This is a genomic window from Enterococcus sp. DIV0240d, assembly GCF_051711245.1.
Classification (GTDB): domain Bacteria; phylum Bacillota; class Bacilli; order Lactobacillales; family Enterococcaceae; genus Enterococcus_D; species Enterococcus_D casseliflavus.
This window is the reverse complement of the sequence record NZ_JBIOMG010000001.1, coordinates 1,173,714-1,196,908: the sequence shown is the minus strand read 5'-3', so window position 1 is coordinate 1,196,908 and position 23,195 is coordinate 1,173,714. Positions and strand designations below refer to the sequence as shown.

The window sequence follows — 23,195 nt, the reverse complement described above, 5'->3', positions numbered from 1 at the left end:
CTGTTTATTCTGTGACAGATGCTAGGCGATAGGATACTGTTCGTCCAAAAGGAAACACTTGCACCCCTTGCAAACGATCTGTTTTCAAATACGCTACCGCCCCTTGATATAACGGCAAGACGGCTGTATCTTCAACGATCAATTGCTTTTCAAGTTCTTTCAATAAGTCCCAACGGGCAGCTGGGTCGTTTGCTAAAGTCGTCCGTGCTTCTTGTAACCCTTGATCGTACTTTTCACTAGCATACCCAGAGGTATTCAAGCCACCTGTCGAATCATAAAATTCTAAGAAGTTGATTGGATCCGCATAATCTGGTGTCCAAGTCCCGAAGACGAGATCAAATTCACCTTGGGATTGCAAGTCCAAGCGGTTTTGTAAAGGAATCGACTTGGCATCAATGGTTAATCCAGGCAAATTAGTTTCTAACTGTCCTTGGACAAATTCGATGGTTTTCTTGGCTGCTGCTGTATCTGCTGACAACAGTTCCAAAGTGATCTCGTCTTGTCCCAACTCTTCTTTGGCTTGTGCCCAAAGCGCTTGTGCGGCTGTTAGATCATACGGGAGTAAATCGCCATTTTCTTCACGAAAATCTTGGTCTGTTTCTGGATCTTTGGCAAAGTTGCTTGGCACAAAGCCGTTCAATGCAGTGGACCCGTCACCTAAGATATTTTCGGCAAATGCCTCTTTGTCGATGGCTTGTAAAATCGCCTGACGTACCTTGACATTGCCTGTGATTTCTCGTTTTTGGTTGGTACTTAAATACCCCACCAGCGCCTTTGGCACATAGTTGGCTTGAGCTGAGTTTTGGTATTGCTGCGCGTACGTATCCGTTAAGGTGGTGTAGTCCAGTTCTCCTGTTTCAAAAAGGCTGACACCAGTTGCCGTTTCCTTCACTACTTGCACGTCGATCTTGGTTAATTGGACATTCTCAGCATCCCAATAATCAGGATTTTTCGTTAACGTCCATGATTCGTTGGTCCCGTTCCACCCTTCGATCAAGAATGGGCCATTGCCGACAAAATTTTCCGCCGACAACCCATAATCGGCGCCTTTTTCTTCAGCAAACGCTTGATTTTTTGGCATAAAAGGTGTCCCGACCAGAATCTGATCCAAATACGAGATTGGACTTGCCAATGTCAGCTCTAGCGTCTGCTGGTCCAATGCTTTGGCACCTAACTCACTGACCTCAGCATCTCCTTGACGTACTTGACTGCCATTTTTCAACACATCCATTTGATTGCTGCTGCTAGAACCGTTCTCTGGATTGGCAACATATTGAAAGGCGTAGACAAAATCATCTGCTGTAACAGGATCGCCATTGCTCCATGTTGCATCACGAATGGTGAAGGTATAAACCAGACCATCTTCTGATACCGTAGGCTCTTCAGCGGCCATCGCAAGCTCAGGATCCCCCTCTTGATCCAGACGGTATAACCCTTCTGCCACTTGTCCGATCATATCGGAACTGTTGACATCCGTGTATTGCCCGCTATCAAGGGTCGATAAGGCGCCCGCGGTTGACACTTGAATCTCTTGCGCAACAGCGCCTTGCTCCTCTTGCTGTCCAGAATCCGTCGTGGGACTCGTGGTACTGCAGGCACTTAAAACCAATACTGTTAAAGCAGTGATACCAATTATTTTCTTTTTCATTTTTCTTCTCCTTGCGTGACCCTCTTTCTTACAACACGTCAACGACATACTTGAAAACCGCTTGTTCTTGTAAAAGCGCATCATAGGCAAAGTCTGGATGCCATTGAACCGCCAACAAGCGCTGATCCACGTGTTCAATGCCTTCAATGATGCCATCAGGACTCCAAGCTGTCTTTTGCAATGGACGAGCCAATCGATCCACCGCTTGATGATGAAAGGAATTGACCTTTGTTTTTTGACCGTATACACGAGCCAACATGCTTTTTTCAGCCGTCGCGATGGCATGGGTCGGCACTTCTTTCGGAATCGGCGCCTGCATATGAATGATCTCACTGAAGGTACTGATGTCTTGCTGCAGCGTGCCCCCAAAGGCCACGTTGACCAGCTGCATCCCCCGACAAACCGCAAAAATTGGTTTCTTTTGCAGCAGCGCTTCATCGATTAGCGCCAGTTCAAACTCATCCCGTGCCAAAAAGCCGCTTCCAGTTGCCTGATGAGCCTCCTGCCCATAAAACTTGGGTGAAACATCTTGTCCACCAGCTAACACCAGTTTATCGATCTGTGAAACATAGTCCTTGGCTGCAGCTGGCTCACTGATTGGCAAGAGCAATGGCAGTCCGCCCGCTTGCTGGATCGCTCGCACATACCCCAATGGTGTGTAGGCGATCGGCAAATGATGCAGCACATCGCCAGCATCTTGCACTTCATTCGCAGCGATCCCTATAATTGGTTTGCCCATCGACATCCCTCCCGGATTAACGATTTTTTCAGAAAAAAGCGGCATCTAGCAGTTGAACAAGGCAAGCACCGCTTTTTCCCTCAAGATATGTTTCAACTATTCTAAACCAATCGGCACTTTTTGTGAAACACTATTTTCACTTTCGTGATCATTTATTACAATCACCATTCTATTTAACCGCCTCTTTGATTCGCAATAAAGAACACCGCTAGTCAGATATAATTGGATTTTACCAACGCTTTCTCTACATAAAAAAACATGCGAGAAGCCGTTGCTTTCCGCATGTTTCGTCATTAAAATAATCGATTGTCTTTTAAAAACTCCAGCATCTGTGTTTTTAGGGGATCTTTTTCATTACGGATCGACTTTGTTTGCGTCGGTTCATCAAGTGTCGATGGTCGCTTTTTAGGAAAAGGCGCCGCTGGTTCTTCTGCTAACTCTAAAATTTGAAAGGTATCCACCACGACTTCTGCCGCACAAAATCTTTGCCCTTCTGCTGTTTCATACGGACAGCCTTGCAAGTGTCCGTTGATTTTGATACTTGCTCCTTTTTGAGTATACCGTAAAAAGGTCTCTGCCTGTTTCCCATGAACGACACAAGCAAACCATTCATGATGCACTTCTTCACTGTTTTGCCATTGAGATACAATGACAAGATCAAAACGTACGCCCTGATCGTCCGCCGCATCAAACGCTTCTTTACTAGGCATCGCTGCGATTTTCCCAGTAAGAACCACTTTATTCATTGCCACGCTGCATCCTCGCTTTTCTCTCATTTCTTGAGTAATCTAAACTTATGCGACCTATTCTACCATATTCCAAAAAACAAGCAATCAAAGGTTAAATGGCTTAAGAAATGCTTTGAAAAAAATGAACCAACTCAAAGAATTCGTCTGCTCCTGTCAAAAAGCTGCGATTTTTTGATGGAAAAATCCTTTTTGCTCCACACAGCAAAAAAAAGTTGGTTCAATCCCCTATGAACCAACCGTCTTCTGCAGATCTTTATTTAGCAAAGGAATCTTGACTACCATAGCGATCAAAATGGAGGGTTTCGCTTTCGAGATAATCGATGATCGCTTTGGGGATCAGGACCCCTTCTTGCTGAGCTTTTTCAAAGTGTATTTGACTGATCTCTCCAGGATAGTAGACTTGTGATTGCCCTTTTACTGGCGGGATTGCATGCAGCTCAGTCACCATCTGATCGATGCTTTGCTTGAAGATTTCGGTGTCCGTAAAACGAGACGGATCGATCACCAAAAGGAATTGTCCTAAGCGACGTTTTTCCGTCAAGTCCGCATACATGGAGGTGACCTGTTTACCAAAAGCCAAGCCTAGCATCGAACCGGCTAAAATATCCACCATCATCATTAAGCCATACCCTTTGGCACCAGCGATAGGCAATAATCCTTGGACTGCATAGGGATCGGTGGTAGGCAAGCCTTGCTCGTCTACTGCCCAAGTATCGGGGATCTGCTGTTTCTTCGAGCGAGCGTCCAAAATTTTGCCCCACGCTTGAACCGTTGTCGCCATATCAAAAACCACCGGCGGATGATTGGCTCGTGGTGCTGCAAACGCGATTGGATTGGTGCCAAAATAGTTTTCGGTCCCACCAAAAGGCACCGCCATCGGATCCGATTGACACATGGCGATCGCCACTAAGTCGGCTTCAGCAGCCTGTTTGACGTAATACGCCATCGTCCCGCTATGGCTGGTCTGCTCGATTCCTACTGCAGCGATCCCTGCTTCTTTCGCCAGATGAATGGCGATCGCAATCGCTTCGTTGCACACATAATGCCCCATGCCGTTATCTCCGTGAAAAATTCCGGTAGCGGCGCCTGTTTTTTCAAAAGACATGTTTGGTTCTAGCGTGATACCGCCTTTTACTAAGCGCTCGGCATAGTAGTCCATCCGCACGGCACCATGAGAATGGATCCCGCAAGCATCCGCAAAGGTCAAATGCGCCGCTGTTTCACTGGCAGCGGCTTCTGGCAAACCAGCAGCCAAGAGTTTCTTTTTCATCAATACTTCTAATTCCAGCAGAGAACGTCTGCTCATTTCTTCCATCTTTTTCTCCTCCTTAGAAAAAGAGAAGCACGCTTGGCAACGGCTTCTCTTATTGATTAAACACGCGATGATCGAGTTCATCAGCTGACTTAGCGATCAAAAGCGCTGAATAGACGTCTGAGTTCACGTTCAAGATCGTCCGCAACATGCCAACAAACCATTCGACACCAGCAAATAGCGCAATGCTTTCGATTGGTAAACCGAGCTGGGGAACAATGATTGCCAAGGAAACTAACCCCGCTCCGGGAACAACTGCATTGGCTAAAGAAACGAAAGTCGCAGTTACAGCTACCGTCACCATTTGGATCCCGTCAAAGTTGATTTGATACATTTGGGCGATCGTCATGACTGTAATCGCCATATGCATCGCTGACCCATTGCTGTTCAAAGACATCCCTAACGGCAATACCAAATTGGTGATGCGGCTACTGAGTCCTAATTTATTCTGGGATTCTTCCATAGCGATCGGCAGCGTGATGGCAGAGGAGGTTGTCGCCAAGGCCATGACCGACATATTTTTCATATTTTTGATCAATCGTAACGGATTGATCCGACAATATACGGTCAACAAGACTAGCCACAGCCCAAGGAACGTGACGGTGGCTAGACCGTAGACAAGCAAATAGCTGACTAATGGCAAAATGATCTGCAAGCCTAGGGAGCTGATCGTTGAAGCGATCAAAGCAAAAATACCGATTGGTGCCACGATCATCACGTAACGAATGATGGCAATGACGACCTCATTCAGATCCACGATCAACCCATAAAGAGCTGACTCAGGTTTCTTTTGCATAAAGCGATTGAGGGCAACACCAAAAAATAACCCAAAAACGATGATTTGAATAATTGACCCTTTACTCAACGCATCGAAAATATTCGTGGGAATAAAGTTGATCACTGTCTCTGATATAGAAATTTCTTGTGCTTGCAGAGGTTCGCCGGCAGCTTGTGAAAAGTCGATCCCTTTGCCTGGAGCAAAGAAGAGCGCCATCAGCACGCCCCATGCAGCAGCGAATAAGGAGGAAATCCCAAAGACAGCGATCGTTTTTCCACCCAAACGAGTGAGTTCTTTCGGGGCAATCCCCCCAACTGCTTGAATGATTTGGCCAACGATCAATAATGGGATCGCCATTTGCATCAGACGCAAGAAAAGATCGCCCAAAATTTTTAGGAACGAAGCGGCTTGACCAAAGAACAAACCGCAAAGAATCCCTAGAAGAACGGCAATAACGATCTGCGTCACCATCGGTAGTTTTTTTGCTTTCACTTTGATCCCCTCTTTATTTTCGAAGTATGGTTCCTGTATGCTGATCCAGTTCAGCTAACTTTTCGATTGAGGTAATAATCGCGGTTCTGGCTGCATCTTCTTCGACAAAATCAATCGCAGCTTCTATTTTTGGCAACATACTGCCCGCTGCAAAATGGCCTTCCTCAATGTAGCCCTTGGCTTGTGCCACACTGATTTCCCCTAAGGCTTGCTGATTCGGCTGGTTGTAATTGATGTAGATATTGTCGACACCAGTCAAAATGATTAGGCGATCGGCCTGCACGTCTTTTGCTAAGACACTAGCGGTAAAGTCCTTGTCGTTGACGGCTTCCACGCCAGTAAACCCATTGTCGTTGTGAACGACAGGTACGCCACCACCACCGGCGCAAATCGTGATCACACCAGCATCGACCAATGTTTTGATGGCTTCTTTTTCAACGATTTCTTGCGGTTTCGGGGATGGAACCACTTTCCGGTAACCACGCCCAGCATCTTCTTGATATACCCCGCCATTGGCTGCCATCACGGCATTGGCTTCCTCTTCACTATAAAAAGGTCCGACTGGTTTGGAAGGTTTCTCAAAGGATGGATCTGCTGGATCGACACGAACTTGGGTGACTAATGAGATCACCGAAGGATGTGCTTGACGTGTGGCAAACTCATTGATCAAGGCATTTTGCAGCCAATAACCGATACTTCCTTGGGTCATAGCCACGCAGCTGTCTAATTTCAATTGGGGATTTTTTTCACTTTCCCCTGCTTTTTGCTGCAACAGTAAGTTGCCGACTTGTGGTCCATTGCCGTGACAAACAATGACTTTTTCCCCTTTTTCGACAAAATCGGCAATATAACGTGCTGCTTGCGCAACAACTGCTTTTTGTCCTTCATCACTAGGGTCTTTATCTAAAATAGCATTGCCGCCTAACGCGATCACATTCAAACTCATTTTATGCTCTCCTTCTGATTTTCCTTTGCTAATACGGCAAAAACACCTAATCCGATCAGCAGTAATAAACAAGACAGGTAAAACCCGACCTGCATCGATCCTAAAGAATCGGCTAAAAAGCCAGTAACATAAGGTGCTAAGATCGACCCCGACATCCCGATAAAATTATAGGCACTCAAGGTCGTTCCTAAGGCGCCTTTTGGTGCGTTTTTCGTCACAAAGGTCACGACGATTGGATCAAGCGCCAGCTTGCCAGTCAATCCATACAAAATCAAGACAGTGATCAATAAGGTACGATCCGTTACAAAGGCAATGGCAAATACGGAAAGGGTCGCCAATGGGACCAATAAATAGACTAATTTTTTCGTTGCGCCTGTTTTATCATTCAATCGAGCAAAAATCAACGCACCTGGAATTGATGCCCATGGGACTAAGGAAGCAATAAAGCCGACACTCGCCCCTTCAAAACCACGCTCGGCAATCAAGAATTGCGGCAGCCAAGTAATGATCACAAAGTTTGCATAAATGCTGGTAAAGCATAGAACAAAGGCTGCCACAAGATTGCGGTTTGAAAAAATCTGCTTCAAGGAAATCTTTTCTTTCGGCCCTTCTTCTTTTATTTCTTGTCCTTCATCTTCTGGACGGATCACTTTTTCTTTCAAAACAAAATAGAACAAGACACCAACGATCAAGGTCGGAATTGCCATTAGGAAGAAGGGTTGGCTCCAATGGCCCCCGTTATCCAAGACTAATTTACTAGAAAGCAAGTACCCGCCAGACGTTCCAAACGCCATCCCACTGTTGATAATGGCATTTCCGACGGTTCGTTTGTTGTCGGGAATCGCTTCGGTAGACAATGCGTATTGCGGACCGTAATAGGCACCTTGACCAATCCCTGCAATGGCACGAATCACTAAAAACAAAACAAAGCTTGTGGCTAGCCCACTGAAGTACGTAGTCACCGCCAATAAAACAAAGCCTAGAGCGATCACTAATTTGCGACCGATTTTGTCGCCGATGATCCCAAAAGGAATTTGCGCAACGGCATAAGTCAAAAAGAAAATACTATTGGCAAGTCCTAGTTGTGTGTTACTTAAATTGAATTCTTCACCGATCACACCCATGATTGGATTGAAGATCGTCCGTGTGGCGTACATTAAAATCCAGCCGACAAAGAAAATAGCAACGACTTTTTTCCAGTAAGAATTGCTTACTTTGACCGCATCTTTCTGGTTACTGATTACCATGATTTCTCCCCTTTTCTATTCTTTCTCCTCAAGTGACAATGACTCCAACGCTAACAACAACCCAAAGCTAAGATCTTTGCCTGACGAATGACCGATGGACATCAGCTGCTGCACATCGTTTTCCAGCACCTGCGGGTTTTTACTTTTTACGTCTTGGAATAATTGCAGCATTACCGAATTGACATACCCTTGACTGGCACTTTGAATATAAGCAAGGCTGACATCCGTCGTAGACAGCGGTTTTGCCAATGCTTGTGCTAACGCGTCGGCTTCTGGCTGTTGCAAGGCATAGAGCATCGCTTGATAGGCAACGAGAAGATCATCGCCGCTAGGTGTCAATCCTTTGCCACGACCAATCAGGTGGTCAATGATTGGTTCCCAATCTGAGACAGACTGCCGCAATGCCGCAAACACTGCTTGGATTTTTTCATCTTCTGGCAACCCAATCTTGGTTTCTAGTTTTTGTTGAAGCAGTATTTCTTTCAAAAGCTGCAATTCCGCAGAGGTGAAGGATAGCTCCTTCACCTGCAGCGAAACCAATTCTTTCTCCTCTAATGAAAGAGAAAATGTTCCTTTTGTGCTGTAAAAGGTCAGACCATGCTCTCGGACTTGCACGCGATTGCCGACTTCGATCAAAGGCAAGACTTGTTCAAACAATGCATCGGGTAAAAAGACCCCAAAGCCAGTCAAATAGTTGCGATAGTTGTTGATATTGACCAGCTGCTGCCCGATCATCACATTGAATGAACGATCAAACACGCTATGCACCCGACCGGTACGACCGAATCGTTGCAGTGGGTCTAGATAATCACTGATTTTAATTTTCTCAGTCAACATCGATCCCCAGATCCTTCGCATAAGCCGTCAAGGCATTTTCAAAACAGCCTAACGGTGCACGCACCGTGCCTGCGCCGACTTGACCGACACCTGCTTCTTTATGGGCGATCCCAGTATTAATGATTGGGGTGATGCCTGTTTCAACGACTTTGCGGATGTCGATCCCCAAACAAGTCCCTTGGAAGTCCCATGTTGGGATCGAGAAGGTCGGATTATGACCGAAACAGATTTTTGCCATTTCGTTGGAAGTTTCCAGCGCATCCTCAAAGCCCCCAGCGCCGACAAAGCGTGTTACCCCTGGTGCGGCTACCATCGCCATTGCTCCAACGCCGACGGTTTCAGTAATGGCACTGTCCCCAATATCAGGATTGCCATCTGCTTCGGTAAACCCAGTAAAGTACAAACCTTTCGGCGTATTGACTGGTGCAGTATGCCATTGGTCTTCTGTTTGGGCGACACGAACCCCAAAATTGACACCGTTTCTCGTCATGGTGGTCACGATCGTTCCTTTGGCATCGACACGGGCACCGTCAACGATGGCTTTGCCGGTTGCCATCATGATATTCAAGAAGAACTGATCGGTATCTGCTAAGAACTTGATCACTTCATATTTTTGCTTTTCATCGATCTCTGTTTGGATGATCAACGGCGCGATTTCTTTCAAAAAGTTCAATGATGCTGCAATATTTCGTTGATGGAATTCATCCCCCATTGTGATCGACCGGGCAATCAATACATTCAAGTTGATGCCTTCTTCTGTTAATTGCAATGCCTTGGCAATGGTTGGTCCTAAGACGTCTTTGATCCAATCCAAACGATCGATGACTTCTTGTGAATAGGCACCAAATCGTAAGACTTTACCGATCCCTTCGTTCAAAATACAGTAGGCTTTGTTGCCGACAAGGCGGTTTTCAACCACAAAGACAGGCATATTCCCAGAAGTGATTCCCCCCATTGGTCCAACTGCCTGGACATGGTGACATGGCATAAAGCGGACTTCCCCACTTTCGAGTAAGCGGCGGGCTTCGTCTTCATCCTTCGCCCAGCGTTCAAACAAGGCAGCGCCGATACAAGACCCTTGCATCGGTCCCGTCATTTCCGACCATTGGATCGGCGGTCCTGCATGCAGCAAGGTTTTCTGGCTTTCGTTTAATTCAGCGATCACTGATTTAGCTGGAACGACATCGATCAAGAATGGTTGGGCATTTTTGATTTTATCCGTCACTGCTTGGTTTTCAGCTGTGATTTTTTCGTCAAATTCTTCTAACGCGTCTAAAATATGGATCATTTTCTTGTTGCCGTTGGCACGAGGACGCCAGTTAAATTGTTCTGTTTTCCCGCCATATTGCAGGATCGATTCATTGAAGCTTTGTAAGCCAACATTGATGATTCGTGGTTTGGTGGTCAACAGCTCCATCACTTTCTCGCTAACTGTCGGCACCTCAACTTTGCTACCAGTATAGTCATTGACCGCTTTGTCTGCTTCAGAAAGAGTCGCCCCTTTTAAGGCGAGGGCTAATTGCACTGCTTGAGCATTGCTTGGTGCCACATAGACGCCAGCTGCTTTCAAACGGTTGACTGCTTCTTGATAGTTTTGCGGATCTTTTTCAGTTCCGCAGACGGTAGCAACAAAGTACAGCGCGCGATCAGCTGCTTGGGCTGTTTGCTGTACAGCTTCGATGGCTGGTAACAAAGCTCCTACCATATCTGCATGTGCGCCGTAACCTAACACCACATCAAATAAAATGACCCCTGTTTGCTCATCTTGCGCATAGTCTTCGATTTTTTTGATGCGCACTTCAGGATCGATCATTGGGTGCGGTTTGCCTTGGGTATAGATATCATCACCAAGGTCGATCACATCATAGCCGTGGGAATGCAAGATATAGCCTTCTTGTTTTACAAGGCCTTCTAGATTCAAGGCTTCGGAGATCAGCATTCCTGCTTCGGCAGCTAATGTACCGCCAGAATAAAGACCTTTGACCACTTTGTCTTCAGCGAGTTTGGGTACATCTGGGGTTGCCACGCGTTCAAAATAGTTCGCCTTGACGGGTTCTTCATTGGCAAGATCAACAGCAATGCGCGCTGTTTCTTCCAGAGTATGTGCCAAATAGACTTTTCCTTCATGGGCTTCTGGTTTTTCTCCTAAGAAAATCGCTACCACAGGTTTGCTGATACTTTGCAGCAATTGAACGACTTCATCCCGCACTTCTTTTGCAGGTGGTTTCGAGATCACGCAAATCACATCTGTCGGTTCATGATTTTCTAAAGCAACGATGGCATCTTTGACAGTGATCGCCCCAACTTTGTCGCTTAAGTCACGTCCGCCGGTCCCGATGGCATGAACGACACCACCGCCTAATCGGTCAATGATCGTCGTCACTTCTTGAATCCCCGTACCAGAGGCACCAACGACGCCGATGTTTCCTGGTGCCACGACATTCGTGAAGGCAATCGGAATGCTGGAAATAATACCGGTTCCACAGTCTGGCCCCATCATCAATAAGCCTTTTTCATGAGCCAGCTTTTTCAAACGCACTTCATCTTCGATAGCGACATTGTCCGTAAACGAGAAAACATGCAAGTCATTTTTCAAGGCTTTTTCCATCTCGGCTGCGCCATATTCCCCAGGAATACTAAATAATGCAACATTGGCATCCGGCATTGCGCTCAAGGCTTCTTGCCATGAAGCCGCCGCTGGCGTTTCTTTGCCTTGATCTTTTGCTGAAAGATCAGCTAAAAATGAATCGATCGCTGGCATTACTTGATCCATGATCTGTTCGTTTTGGCTATCGACCACGATCATCATATCGTTGGGTGAAGCACCTTCAGCCTCTTCAGAAAGCAATCCAGTGTTATTTAATATGTCTTTGTTTGCATCCGTCCCCATCATGATTTGACTCATTTCGACATCACCTAGATCATTGATCGTATTCGTCAGCAGCATTAAGTTAATGGAATCTTGGTAGTTATTCTTTAAGATTACTGTGTGCAGCATTTGTTCTCCTCCTTTTCTTATACTCTCATTCTAACGAGCCTTGTTTGCGTTTTCATTGGATAAAGTTCTAAAAAAATGCTATACTTTTTATCCAAAAGAGAAAAAAGGAGCGTTTTATGAAATTAAAAGAATTGGTTGAACTGCCGCTTTTTGAAAAAAGTAAAGTCCTGACTGGCTCCATTGGTTTAACAAATTCCGTTGGTTCCGTCATGGTGCTGGAAGCGATGGACATTGAGAAGTGGAGCAAAGCCCATCAATTGATTTTGACTTCTTTTTATGCCTTCAAAGACCAATCCCCTGAGGAACTGCGTGTTTTTTTTGAAAAAATGCTGCAAATCGGTGTCAGCGGTTTAGTGATCAAAGTGGATCGCTTGATCCCTATGATCCCAGATTGGGTGATTGAGCTTAGCTTTGCTTATCAGATCCCTTTGATCAAAGTGCAGCAAGAAGTCAGCTATGAAGCCATCATGCTAGCGGTTTACGAACCATTGCTGAATCACCAAACCCAGCTGCTGCGTACCTATTACGAAGTTCGCCAACGCTTCATGAAAGTCGAGCGCAACCACTCTTCTTTCGATCAGATCATGCAGGAGTTCTATCAATTGATCGAAAAGCCTTGTTCGTTGCGCATCCCCCATTTAGATGTGCATGTGTCCGTCGGTCAATCCTTTAAGAATTTCGTGGTGACCAAACAAGAACCCATGAAAACCATCGAGTTTACCAAGAACCACTACGAATATTTGGAATTATTTTCTCATGAAAACAATCAATATGTGACTGCCATAAAAGTAGAGATCATCAATCCTTACAATGATCTGTGTACCTTGATCGTTTATCAGAAAGATTCGCAGATCCCTGAGGCAAAAGTCATGATCATTGAAAATGTGATCGACGTCATTTATGAACGCCTCCAAATGGAGTATTTGTTGAAGAAAGAACGCTACAATCGCATGAACAATCTTGCCGATGCGATCTTACAAAACACTCCTAGTAATTTGGCTGAGCTGGATCTTTTGTTAGAAGAAGCGCAACTGGATCGCTACGATTTCTACCAAGGCATTGCCTTTGCTTCCAACAGCTTCAAAGATAAGGAGCGTAAGTCCGTCGTTTTGCACAAGCTGCGGGCGTTGAAAACACCCCACGTCTTTTTCGAACACCACAACTATTTGGTGATCCTCTATAATTTCCAATCGATCGCCCATCAGGTGACGAAACAGATGCTGCAGACACATTTTGATGATGCCCTGTTAGCCGGTGAACATGGCTGCTTGGTGGTCAGCGAAGCCTTGCGCAAGGAACAGATCAAAGAGATCCTGCCAGAGTGTTTGGATGCGATTCGCTTCAATCGGCAGTTTTATTTGGCGCCGATCATTGCCTATAGCGACTTAGGTATCTTTAGTTCCTTTATCAAGGAGAACCAACTGGAAAAGCTGCAGCAAAGCATTCCACCGAAGCTGTATCAACTCTCGGAAGAAAATGAAGAGCTGTTCAAAACGCTGTATACCTTTTTTATCACGAATCGCAATTACAAAAATACGGCTGAAACCTTGTTTCTTCATGCCAAAACGATTCGCTACCGACTAAGCAAAATCGAACAGCTACTAGAGATCGATCTGACAAGTCCGATCCAATTAGTCAATTACGAGATCGGCACCTATTTATTAGAGCTTCAGAAAAGGAGTCAAGCAAAATGAAAAAAGAATGGCAATTGACCACCGGTGCTTCGGTGTCCCTTTATCCTGCTTCGGAGAAATACGTGATTTACTTTCACGGCGGCGGTTTTGTTTATGGAACCCGTCAAGACATTCCCGCATCACTGATCGCACTATTTCAAGAGCAGCAATACAGCGTCCTCACAGTCGATTATTTACTGGCGCCCAATTCCTCGTTAGCGGAGATTTTGGCGCTGAACTGGCAAAATTTTCAAGAATTACAAGCAACTGTGCTTAAAGATAACCCGTTTTGTTTCTGCGGACGCTCAGCTGGCGGTTATTTGATGCTGGCGCTGACCCAGCAATTACTGAAGGAACAACAGAGATTGCCTGAAAAACTGGTCAACTTTTATGGGTATACCGATCTTTCTTTTATTGAAAACAAACGAGTCTTGCAGCAGCCGCTCTTAAGCAAAGAGCAAGTCCCTTCTTTGGATCAAACCGAGATCGTTTGGGATGATCCGCAGTTTCAGCGCTATTTGCCTTATTTTTATTGGGTTCATCAGCAAGAACTCACCACGATCTATGGTCTAACAGCTGAAGCTCTTTCTGACTATGCCATTGATCCTGAGCTGCTTTCACAATTTCCTCCAATTTTCAGCAGTGCTAGCAGTACCGATGAGGAAGTACCTTTTCATTACAGCAAAGGCTTGAAGAAAGTGCCTAAAAGTAAATTTGTCCCTGTCTATGATTTGCCCCACGACTTTTTGAAAAACGTCGAGGAGCCGCAAGTCCAAATGGTGTTTCAGCAGCTCGCCCGTTGGCTGGAGCATTAATTTGTTATAAATAAACCGAAAGTAACGTTTTTTTATTTTGGTAGCCAATGGGAATGCCTTCATCTGATCTAACTTTATCCGACTTTTCGAAAAAGGAACCGTTTCCGAATCTCCCTTTATTCAAAAAAGGCTTGATACAGGCTCAATTCAAGAGAGAATGCTATACTAAAGGGGAGTATGTTATAGGAAAGAAGGATGAGGTTTTATGCATTTTGTCGGGATTTTGTGTTTGATCCTAATCACGACGACCCTCTTCTCGCATCTGGCGAGACGGATGGGCGTTCCTGCTGTCATCGGGCAGTTGTTAGCGGGGGTTTTATTAGGAGGCGCAGGACTCAATTGGGTCCATCCAGATATTCTGGTTCATGATTTTTCAGAGATTGGTGTTATTTTGCTGATGTTTTTAGCGGGATTGGAAAGTGATATTTCTTTATTGAAACGCTATTTTCGTCCAGGGATGCTCGTTGCCCTTTTGGGGATCGTGTTCCCTATGCTCTTCGGGTATGCCACGGGGGTCGGTTTTCAAAGCAGTCCCACAGAAGCGTTCTTTTTCGGGATCGTATTAGCTGCCACCTCAGTCAGTATTTCTGTCGAAGTATTGAAAGAGTTGAATGTGGTGAATACGAAAGAAGGGTCGACGATTCTTGGTGCTTCCGTCGTGGATGATATTTTGGTCGTGTTGGTTTTGAGTCTTAGCCTTTCCTTTTTAGGCGGCGAAAGCAGCCAAGCAACACCACTGCCGGTCACCTTATTGGTAGAATTGATTTATTTTGTGTTGATTTTTCTATTGGTGAAATGGATCGCTCCGTTCTTATTGGCACTTGCAGAAAAGCTATTTGCAAATTCCGCGGTGATCATCATGTCACTGATCATCTGCTTAGGAATGGCGTATCTTGCTGACCTCGTTGGGTTAAGCTCTGTCATTGGTGCCTTCTTCGCAGGGATCGCTGTCAGTCAAACGAAGGTTCGTGAGGAAGTGGAACACAGTGTCGAAGCATTAGGTTACGCCGTCTTCATTCCGGTGTTCTTTGTCAGCGTTGGCTTAGAAGTTGATTTTTCCCGCTTAAATGAGCAATTATTCTTTATTCTTGCCTTTACCGTGGTCGCGATCTTGACCAAACTGGTCGGCGGCTATGTCGGGGCGAAAATCGCGAAATTCTCAAACAACAGTGCTTGGATGGTGGGAGCTGGAATGATTTCCCGAGGTGAAATGGCTTTGATCATTTTGCAGATTGGTCAACAAAACCAATTGATCTCATCCGCATTGTATTCCCCTTTGGTGATCGTTGTCTTGTTGAGTACCTTGATCTCTCCCCTGATCTTAAAATACTTTACGAAAAAGATTTATTAAGCGATGTAGCAACAGCTAGGCGATACCGATGATTGTGAAAAAAACAGCGCGGGTTTTGTAGTGACCGCTCAACGGCCGATTGTTGATCGAACGTTGGGCGGTCGCTTCCTTTCCCGCGCTGTTTTTCTTTATACAGTTATAAAAGCGACAATGCTGCTAGTTACTGGAAACCAATGTTAATTTTCCATGATCGATTTGATACACATCATCCGCGACGGCATCGATAAACGCTTGATCGTGAGATGTGAACAAAACCATGCCTCGATAGCTGCGAATCAATTGTTCCAAGACGGTGATTGTCGGCAGATCAATAAAGTTCGTCGGTTCATCAAGTATCAAAACATTGGCAGGTTGAGTAAAAATGCGTGCGAGCTCGACCCGTGTCGCTTCCCCGCCGCTTAGCACATTGACTGGCTTCATCACGTCAATCTGGCTAAATCCCAGATTGTGTAAAATACTGCGGACCAGTGGTTCCTGATAGTCTGTTTGAGCCATCAATTCCGTCAAAAGCGGGGTGGTGCTGTTTTTTCGATAGCCCATTTGCTCGTAGACCGCAAAGACGATTTTCGGTGATACATAGATTCCCTCTCCGCCTGCGATGATTTCTTTTAGTAAAGTCGACTTTCCCGAACCGTTCGGACCCACGATAGCGATTTTCTTCCCGGCAGCAAACTGGAAACTGCTGCTGTCTAGCAAACGTTTCGCCCCTCTTTGAATGGTTACTTGCTCCCCACGAATCGGTCGTTTATTATGCAACTCCACTGCAGGGACTACTGGAAAACGAATCGCCTGCTGCCGGGCGACACCCTTCACTTCTTCCAAGTGATCCAAGCGGCTTTCCATGGCTTTGACTTTTTTTTGCAATGACTTTTGCACCGTGTCTTTTTGTTTTGATGACGACAAACGGTCTGGTCGGATGTTCTGCTGCCGCTTTTTTTCAGAAATACGACTGCTCTTGATCGTTTGTTCTTTTTTCTTTTGGATTGCTTGGGTCAACTGCTGTTTTTGTTGCTGATACTGCGCAGCCTCCCAGGCAACACGCTGTGCCGCTTGCTCTTTTTGCTGTCGGTAACTGTCATAATTGCCAGAATACTCGGTGACTTTTCCTTGATCGACTTCCCAGATTTTCGTTGCCAGCTGATTCAATAGATACCGATCATGACTGACCACGATCAGGGTGCCATAATAATACTGCAGTTCATCAATCAAGACTTGAATTCCTTGCTGGTCCAAGTGGGTCGTTGGCTCGTCGAGCAAAAGTCCTAACTGATAGGAAGATAACGTTTGTGCCAACCGGTATTTGGTCTCCTCCCCGCCGCTTAGTGTCGCCAATTCATTTGTTGGGATCGAAAAACGACCGAACAGCGCCCAGTCAAGGGCCTCCGTCTTTTCAGTCACCTCAGCGATTTGCGGGAAATAGTGAAACGAATTTTCTTTTTGGATCGTTCCTGAATCAGGATCGACGACTCCCGCAATCAACTTCAGTAAGGTAGACTTGCCTTGCCCGTTTGCGCCCACGATCCCGATACGATCCGTTTGATAGGCGCTCAGTTCTTCAATGTTCAGTACTTCTTTGGACCCATAATTTTTGATTAGATTGTTTATTTTTACACTTAATTGTTCCATCAGTCTGTCCTTCCCGTCTAGGAAAACGCAAGAACAAAAAAAGGGCATAGCCTACCGCTATACCCTGATTTTAATAAGAAATTGGAAAAAAGAGGACACTCATCCCTTGAAATCACGATTGCCTAGACTTTTGAAATAGATTTAAATTAGCTATTCAAAAGGTCAATCCACAATTTCATCGATGCTGTCATGTTTTTTCCTCCTCTTTTTGTTGTAGTTGTCTGTTGAACGACGAGCGGAAAATCAGCCGCTACTGTTTACCGTTTACGGTATTTCAGGAAGCTTCTTTCGTCTATCAACGAATCAATCGTAACACGTTTTCAAAAAAGAGTAAAGTTTCATCACAAGAATGATTGGTCTTATACGCCATCGGTGATTTTTTCTGCTAATTTGACCGAGGCTTTTTCACCATTGAAGACTGCATGATCCAGTTCTCCTTCATCATGAGCAACGATCAACGCCACCGTGACGTCAGGGTCAACATTCAAGAGGGTCCGAAACATCCCAGAAAACCAATCGATCCCAGCCAGTAAGGCGATGCTTTCATTAGGCAGTCCTAACATAGGTAAAACCGTAGCCAGTGTGACTAATCCGCCGCCTGGAACGACGATCGTTCCCAAGCATGCCAACGAGGACAACAAGACCACTTGCAAAAGATCCCCCCAGCTCAATTGGATCTGGTACGCCTGAGCAACGGTTACGATTGCCAGGGCTAAAAATAAGGAGAGCCCATTGCTATTTAAGGTCATGCCCAGAGGCATCACGAGCTTATTGATTCGATCACTGATCCCAAATCGTTCTTTGCCATCTTCGATTTGAAACGGCAATGAAACAGCAGAAGAGGTAGTCGTAAAGGAAACCACCGAGAGGCGCCACATGTTCTTTATCAAACGAAACAAGGAAACTTTGCAATAGAGTGACGTCAAGAGAAACCAAAGAAACAAAAAGAGCAAAGATGCTGCTGCTAACGTCAATAAAAAACTGGCTAACATTCCCAACACACGAATACCGGTATCTTCTACTAAGGAAGCAACAAGGCCGAAAATCCCGATCGGCGCCAACTTCATGATCATGCTGACCATTTTTATCAAAATATTATTAAAACTGCTGATCATATCTAGAAACAGCTGATTCTTTTTTTCATGCTTGATCAAGCTCAAGGCAAGGCCAAAGAAGAGCGAAAAAATAATCACTTGGATCATATTCTGCTCCACCATGGCTTGAATAATGTTCAGTGGAACAAAGTTTAAGATGACTTCTTCCATGTTGCTGGTACTTAATGCGGTTTCTGTACTTTGCAGCAGCGACTGATCAAGGCCTGCGCCAGGCTTGAAGATCAAGGCGAACAAGAGACCGAAAATAGCGGCGACGAGGGTCGATCCAGTAAACCAGAGGAAGACTTTCCCGCCGATCCCACCTAATTCTTTTGGATCAAGTCCCCCCCACCGCTTCAATCACCGAGCCCATGACCAGCACGACCACAGACATTTGAATCAGTCGCAAGAAGAAGTCCCCGACTAGCTGCATTTGATCACCTAAACCGGGAAAGGAAACGCCCCAAAAAATCCCCAATACCGTTGCAATCATGATTTGGTTGGTCAAACTGATTTTTAAGGATCGTTTTTTCATCTGTTTTGCCTCACTTTTCTACTTGGCTGTTTTCTTAGAGTTTACAGTCAAGAATAAGAATGTACCACCGATCAACAAAACAATTGCGATATAAAATCTCATTACTTTTGACCCTGTTGCATCCGAGATCGATCCGGTCAATGTTGGTGCGATAACGGAAGACATCATGCCGAAAAAGTTGAAGACCCCTAATGTCGTACCGACCCCAACTTTGGGTGCATTTTCCCCTAGCCAAGAAATGATGATTGGTTCAACCGCTAATTTTCCAAGGAACCCGTACAAGATCAACGCGATCATTAAGAAGGTCGAATTTGTCGCTTGCACCGTTACTAATAACATCAACGCCGCCAATACTTCTAAAATAACGATAAAGGTTACTTTTTTATGCATGTATTTGTCTGCCAAGCGGCTAAAGAACAATGCCCCAGGAATGGAAGCAAATGCTACCAATGAAGAAGAAAAACCGATCGCGACTCCTTGGAAGCCTCGTTCTGTTCCTAAGAAGTTTGGTAGCCAAGTAACCGTCATATAGTAGGCATAACACGTCGCAAAATATAACACATAAGTAAAGAGCATCCGCAGTGAGAACAAGGTTGAAAGGGAAACTTTTTCTTTCGGCTGATCCGTTGTTTCTTCTTCAGCTGCTGCTTGGCTCTCCAAGAAAGCCACGTCTTCTTTGTTGCTGCGGATCACCAATGCAAAAGCGATCGTCATACAAACGATCAAGAAAGCGGATAAATACATCATTGTTTGCCAAGGCATGTTCATCTGAATAACGATAAAGCTTGATAAGATCATCCCAAACCCTGAACCAACGGCAGAACCACTATTGACGATCGCTGTTGAGAAGCTCTTCTTTTCTTTCGGAATGTTCTGTGAGGTCAAAGAATACGCTGAGCCGTAAAATGACCCACAGCCGATCCCTGCTAAAAAGCTACCGGTATAGATCATGGAGATTGAAGAGGCTTGTGAAATCAGTAAAGCTGCCAGTGCAAATACCACGAATCCTGGAAGCAGAACTGTTTTCTTCCCAATCTTATCCACCAAAAAGCCGGCAGGAATCTGCATGATTACATAGCCGAAAAAGTAAAAGCTGGCAATCGATCCTAATGCTGTATCAGAAATATTGCCGCCAAGTGACTCATTGATTTGCGGATAGACTGGCGATAATGCAGCGCGATAAATCCAGATAGTGACCCAGCCTGAACACATTAAGATAATAATTTGTTTCCAGTAGGCAAGCCCACCACGTTCTTTATTGATTTCCATTTTTTTCCCTCCATCAGTTACACAAGTAAAGTTTGTGAAGCACGCCAACGAAAGCGCTTTCAGTCGTTGTGCATTTGTGCTAAAAATTTAAGTCGTTTTTTGGTAGTAATTTAACGCAGCGATGAGCGCTTTGCCAGCAGAAATTGGTGCTTGCTGGTACAATAGTGCCCCTTCTAACGCGGCTAGGACATGTAAAATATTTTCTTTGCGGCTGCTGTAGCCCATATTTCCAATCCGCCAGATTTTTCCTTTTAGATCACCAAATGAACTAGCAATCTCTACACCAAAGGAGTGAAGCATCTCTTCTCGGACAGCTTCGCCATCAACACCTTCTGGAATAAAGATAGGGGTAACTGTCGGCATTTTGGTTGCTTTTTCGCCATAAATCGACAGCCCCATTGCTTCCAGTCCAGCGACCAACGCGCCTTCATTCGTCAAATGACGTTGATAGGCTGCATCGAGACCTTCGTTTAGCAGCATCCGTAATCCTTCATGAAGCGCATAGATCATACTCGTCGCTTCTGTGTGATGGTTGATTCGTTCAGTGTTCCAGTAGCGTTGCAGTTGACTCAAATCCAAGTAATTGCTTATAATGTGCCGCTTGTTTCGATCCGTTTTACTCAAGCCTAATTCTTTTTGGTAACGAGCATTAAGGACGGCTTCGACTCGCTCGTTGTAGGTCACTAATGAAAGACCAGACGGCACGCTTAAACACTTCTGTGTACCGGCAATCGCTAAATCGACACACCAATCATCGACTGACAGGGCCACGCCACCATAAGTCGCCACCATGTCAACGACAAAGAAAATATCTTTTGCGCGACAATACTGCCCGACTTCTGCTAACGGCTGCATTTGCCCGTTGGCGGTTTCCCCGTGGACCATCGCCACGATCTTGGGTTGAAATGCGTCGATTTCTTTGATGACCTCTGCGGGTGCAAAAGGAGCCGTCCACTCTTTTTCTACATATTTGACTTGTGCTTGAGCACGTTCACAGATTTCTCCCAGTAAGAAAGCAAAGCGCCCATAGGCTGGGATCAAGACTTTGTCCCCTGGTTCGATCAAAGCGATCAGCGCCGCTTCTAAACCAGCTCGGGAAGTTCCGTCAATGGCAAATGCCTCTTTATTTTTGGTTCCAAACGGTTGTTTGATCATTTCTTTGACCTCATCCATGATCGCCAAAAAATTCGGATCAAACTGCCCCAAAATGCGATTGGTCATTGCTTGTAGAACAGCTGGATGGGCTTCTACAGGCCCAGGTGTCATGATCGTACGTTGTGCGATCGTTAACTCTTTATACATCTTTTTCCCTCATTTCTCTTTTTGATTTCACTGTCCAACGCCTTGTCAACGTTTCCAAGTTTGTTGTACAATAAAGCTAAAAAAGGACATGTTTTTGTTTGTTTTGTTCAATTCCAAAAGGAGTTTCTCTATGAAGTTAGTTGCTGAATTACTTGCTATACCACGCTTTTCCAATTTGCGTTTATTGACAGATCCCCTGACTGCGGAAATTCCCGTCGACAGTATCGAAATCACCGAGACCCCCGATGTCGCCCACTATATTCCTGAGCATACCTTTATCTTAAGCACGGCGATGGTTTATAAAGATAATCAAGGAGCGCTTCTAGAGCTGATCGATTCTCTCGTAGCCAAAAATGCCGCCGGATTAGGCATCAAGATCGGTCGTTTTTTGGATGTCATCGATCCTGAAGTCATCGCCTACGCCGATAGCTTGGGTTTCCCCATCGTAGAAGTACCTGCCACGATGCCGCTGGGGCGTTTGATGCACCAGCTTTTGAATTTATTGTGGAACACCAAAACCGAGCAGCTGAGTTATGCCTTAGACATTCAAAAACGGTTCTCTGCTTCCTTGATGAAGGATGTCAGCATCGCTCGCTTTATCGCTGATTTTGGCCAAATGGTCAATACACCGATCATTTTGTTGAATCCTTTTAAACAAGTGATTGCCCACTCCAAGCATTTCACCCGCATGTCAAAACCCGCGGAGTATTACATCCATCAATTAGGACAAACGAAAGGGGTTTTTACTGGTGAAAAAAGCGGGGCGATCCCTATCAAAGATCTTCATGAAAAAACGTCACAAATTTCTTATTATGCCATTGAAACCTCCACTTATTTCCCCCATTATTTAGTCATTTTGAATCCTGAGGCGATTCCTTATCCTGTCTCGGATTTTGCGCTGGAACAAGCAGCCTTGGTCTTGTCGTTTATGCTTTACAAGAACCAAAAAGTGCAAGAATCTTTTGAAGATTTAAAAAGTGACTTTTTAACACGGATGATCGAATACCAGCAATCCACCAAGCAAGAACAAAAGGATTGGTTAGATCTCGGAAAGACTTACGGGTTAGTCAAAGCCCGCCATTATCGTGTCATCTATGGTGCCTGCGAACCAACCAAAGAAACCAAAGGCAAAGACAAATACTTAAAAGAAGAAAGTGACTTGGTTTATCAGTGGTTTAGTGAACAACTGCCTTATCGCATCAAAGATGTTTGTCTCTTTCGCTTAAAGGGCAGCAATCACTTTGCGATTTTCGTGCAGCACAAGTGTGATGCCTTAGAAGACCATTTGATCGAGACCGCCAATGCTTTGACCAATCGGTTGCCATTTCGAATGGCCTTTGGGGTAGGGAGTGTCTGTGAAAGTATCAATGATTTAGCCAGCTCCTACATCGAAGCAAAGACTGCTTATGAAGAACGAAGAGGCCAACATGATTCGTCCATCGTCTCTTTCTACCATCAACGTGGAATGCGGAGTCTATTTGAAAAAATGAGTCCTGAAGATATCCATTATTTCTGCCGTACGATTCTTAAAGAATTGGCGTTTCCGCAAGAAGATGCCACCATCGAATTGCGGAAAACCTTACGGGCTTACTTGGATTATCAATGTGAGATCACCCGCACCGCCAAAGCCTTGTTCGTTCATCGCAACACGATCAAATACCGCATCGAACAGTGTCAAAAGCTACTAGGAAAAAACGTGCATGATCCTAGCATCAGCCTGGATCTGCGTTTAGCCCTTGAGCTGTCCGAAGAAGGCGACTAATAGGCGAATCAAGCAGTTGGAT

Annotated in this window: 16 protein-coding genes and 1 pseudogene; 4 read left to right on the top strand and 13 right to left on the bottom strand. The window is 45.2% G+C overall.

The genetic code is table 11. The annotated features are described in order from the left end of the window. Positions 1-4: 4 nt before the first annotated feature. The 9 genes from IGJ25_RS05650 to fdrA form a co-directional block, all read right to left on the bottom strand. On the bottom strand, positions 5-1,648 hold the full coding sequence (locus IGJ25_RS05650) for a peptide ABC transporter substrate-binding protein (protein ID WP_438779144.1): 1,644 nt from the start codon (positions 1,646-1,648) through the stop codon (positions 5-7). 28 nt (positions 1,649-1,676) lie between these two features. Continuing rightward, entirely contained in the window at positions 1,677-2,387 is a 711-nt protein-coding gene (locus IGJ25_RS05645; RefSeq protein WP_086338586.1) for a gamma-glutamyl-gamma-aminobutyrate hydrolase family protein, read from the bottom strand. Positions 2,388-2,680: 293 nt separating this feature from the next. Then, a complete protein-coding gene (gene ssb / locus IGJ25_RS05640; protein ID WP_016610622.1) occupies positions 2,681-3,163 on the bottom strand; it encodes a single-stranded DNA-binding protein in 483 nt (160 codons plus the stop codon). Positions 3,164-3,389: 226 nt separating this feature from the next. Then, on the bottom strand, positions 3,390-4,451 hold the full coding sequence (gene allD, locus IGJ25_RS05635; RefSeq protein WP_081116813.1) for an ureidoglycolate dehydrogenase: 1,062 nt from the start codon (positions 4,449-4,451) through the stop codon (positions 3,390-3,392). Between the two features lie 49 nt (positions 4,452-4,500). After that, entirely contained in the window at positions 4,501-5,718 is a 1,218-nt protein-coding gene (locus IGJ25_RS05630) for a dicarboxylate/amino acid:cation symporter (protein ID WP_081116814.1), read from the bottom strand. Positions 5,719-5,731: 13 nt separating this feature from the next. Further along, positions 5,732-6,664, bottom strand: a complete 933-nt coding sequence (gene arcC, locus IGJ25_RS05625; protein ID WP_081116815.1) for a carbamate kinase — start codon at positions 6,662-6,664, stop codon at positions 5,732-5,734. Further along, positions 6,661-7,911, bottom strand: a complete 1,251-nt coding sequence (locus IGJ25_RS05620) for an MFS transporter (protein WP_081116816.1) — start codon at positions 7,909-7,911, stop codon at positions 6,661-6,663. The genes arcC and IGJ25_RS05620 overlap by 4 nt, the downstream gene beginning before the upstream one ends. 15 nt (positions 7,912-7,926) lie before the next feature. Further along, complete coding sequence (locus IGJ25_RS05615) at positions 7,927-8,748, bottom strand: DUF2877 domain-containing protein (RefSeq protein ID WP_438779143.1); 822 nt, start codon at positions 8,746-8,748, stop codon at positions 7,927-7,929. After that, positions 8,738-11,746: a DUF1116 domain-containing protein gene (gene fdrA / locus IGJ25_RS05610; protein ID WP_010747681.1), complete on the bottom strand. Its 3,009-nt coding sequence runs from the start codon at positions 11,744-11,746 to the stop codon at positions 8,738-8,740. Before fdrA ends, IGJ25_RS05615 begins: the two co-directional genes overlap by 11 nt. 116 nt (positions 11,747-11,862) lie before the next feature. Between fdrA and IGJ25_RS05605 the strand changes: the two genes are divergently transcribed. The 3 genes from IGJ25_RS05605 (at position 11,863) to IGJ25_RS05595 (ending at position 15,585) form a co-directional block, all read left to right on the top strand. Further along, the gene (locus IGJ25_RS05605) at positions 11,863-13,440 is read left to right on the top strand and encodes a PucR family transcriptional regulator (protein ID WP_081116819.1); all 1,578 of its coding nucleotides are present in this window, start codon (positions 11,863-11,865) and stop codon (positions 13,438-13,440) included. Further along, the gene (locus IGJ25_RS05600) at positions 13,437-14,234 is read left to right on the top strand and encodes an alpha/beta hydrolase (protein WP_438779142.1); all 798 of its coding nucleotides are present in this window, start codon (positions 13,437-13,439) and stop codon (positions 14,232-14,234) included. Before IGJ25_RS05605 ends, IGJ25_RS05600 begins: the two co-directional genes overlap by 4 nt. Positions 14,235-14,439: 205 nt before the next feature. Continuing rightward, complete coding sequence (locus IGJ25_RS05595; RefSeq protein WP_060791741.1) at positions 14,440-15,585, top strand: cation:proton antiporter; 1,146 nt, start codon at positions 14,440-14,442, stop codon at positions 15,583-15,585. A gap of 156 nt (positions 15,586-15,741) precedes the next feature. Here IGJ25_RS05595 and abc-f read toward each other — a convergent pair whose 3' ends face one another. The 4 genes and pseudogenes from abc-f to IGJ25_RS05575 all read right to left on the bottom strand — a co-directional run bounded on the left by abc-f (position 15,742) and on the right by IGJ25_RS05575 (position 21,411). Continuing rightward, positions 15,742-17,211 carry a ribosomal protection-like ABC-F family protein gene (gene abc-f, locus IGJ25_RS05590; protein ID WP_438779141.1) on the bottom strand — a complete coding sequence of 490 codons (1,470 nt, stop codon included), beginning with the start codon at positions 17,209-17,211 and terminating at the stop codon, positions 15,742-15,744. 359 nt (positions 17,212-17,570) lie between these two features. After that, a pseudogene (locus tag IGJ25_RS05585) lies at positions 17,571-18,840 on the bottom strand (dicarboxylate/amino acid:cation symporter). A gap of 18 nt (positions 18,841-18,858) precedes the next feature. Beyond that, on the bottom strand, positions 18,859-20,109 hold the full coding sequence (locus tag IGJ25_RS05580) for an MFS transporter (protein ID WP_194185431.1): 1,251 nt from the start codon (positions 20,107-20,109) through the stop codon (positions 18,859-18,861). Between the two features lie 87 nt (positions 20,110-20,196). Beyond that, positions 20,197-21,411 (bottom strand): pyridoxal-phosphate-dependent aminotransferase family protein, encoded by a 1,215-nt coding sequence (locus IGJ25_RS05575; RefSeq protein ID WP_438779140.1) that lies wholly within the window; start codon positions 21,409-21,411, stop codon positions 20,197-20,199. 130 nt (positions 21,412-21,541) lie between these two features. On the opposite strand from IGJ25_RS05575, the gene IGJ25_RS05570 reads away from it, so the two are divergent. Continuing rightward, positions 21,542-23,173, top strand: coding sequence for a PucR family transcriptional regulator (locus IGJ25_RS05570; RefSeq protein WP_208788225.1), 1,632 nt, complete (start codon positions 21,542-21,544; stop codon positions 23,171-23,173). The last annotated feature ends 22 nt before the right edge of the window (positions 23,174-23,195 follow it).

Excerpts from the sequence above, each read along its gene's own strand:
- IGJ25_RS05645 (WP_086338586.1), bottom strand. The coding sequence starts at position 2,387 with ATGGGCAAACCAATTATAGGGATCGCTGCGAATGAAGTGCAAGATGCT.
- IGJ25_RS05595 (WP_060791741.1), top strand. The coding sequence starts at position 14,440 with ATGCATTTTGTCGGGATTTTGTGTTTGATCCTAATCACGACGACCCTC.
- IGJ25_RS05615 (WP_438779143.1), bottom strand. The coding sequence starts at position 8,748 with ATGTTGACTGAGAAAATTAAAATCAGTGATTATCTAGACCCACTGCAA.
- arcC (WP_081116815.1), bottom strand. The coding sequence starts at position 6,664 with ATGAGTTTGAATGTGATCGCGTTAGGCGGCAATGCTATTTTAGATAAA.
- ssb (WP_016610622.1), bottom strand. The coding sequence starts at position 3,163 with ATGAGAGAAAAGCGAGGATGCAGCGTGGCAATGAATAAAGTGGTTCTT.
- allD (WP_081116813.1), bottom strand. The coding sequence starts at position 4,451 with ATGGAAGAAATGAGCAGACGTTCTCTGCTGGAATTAGAAGTATTGATG.
- IGJ25_RS05605 (WP_081116819.1), top strand. The coding sequence starts at position 11,863 with ATGAAATTAAAAGAATTGGTTGAACTGCCGCTTTTTGAAAAAAGTAAA.
- IGJ25_RS05600 (WP_438779142.1), top strand. The coding sequence starts at position 13,437 with ATGAAAAAAGAATGGCAATTGACCACCGGTGCTTCGGTGTCCCTTTAT.
- fdrA (WP_010747681.1), bottom strand. The coding sequence starts at position 11,746 with ATGCTGCACACAGTAATCTTAAAGAATAACTACCAAGATTCCATTAAC.
- IGJ25_RS05570 (WP_208788225.1), top strand. The coding sequence starts at position 21,542 with ATGAAGTTAGTTGCTGAATTACTTGCTATACCACGCTTTTCCAATTTG.
- abc-f (WP_438779141.1), bottom strand. The coding sequence starts at position 17,211 with ATGGAACAATTAAGTGTAAAAATAAACAATCTAATCAAAAATTATGGG.
- IGJ25_RS05620 (WP_081116816.1), bottom strand. The coding sequence starts at position 7,911 with ATGGTAATCAGTAACCAGAAAGATGCGGTCAAAGTAAGCAATTCTTAC.
- IGJ25_RS05575 (WP_438779140.1), bottom strand. The coding sequence starts at position 21,411 with ATGTATAAAGAGTTAACGATCGCACAACGTACGATCATGACACCTGGG.
- IGJ25_RS05580 (WP_194185431.1), bottom strand. The coding sequence starts at position 20,109 with ATGGAAATCAATAAAGAACGTGGTGGGCTTGCCTACTGGAAACAAATT.
- IGJ25_RS05650 (WP_438779144.1), bottom strand. The coding sequence starts at position 1,648 with ATGAAAAAGAAAATAATTGGTATCACTGCTTTAACAGTATTGGTTTTA.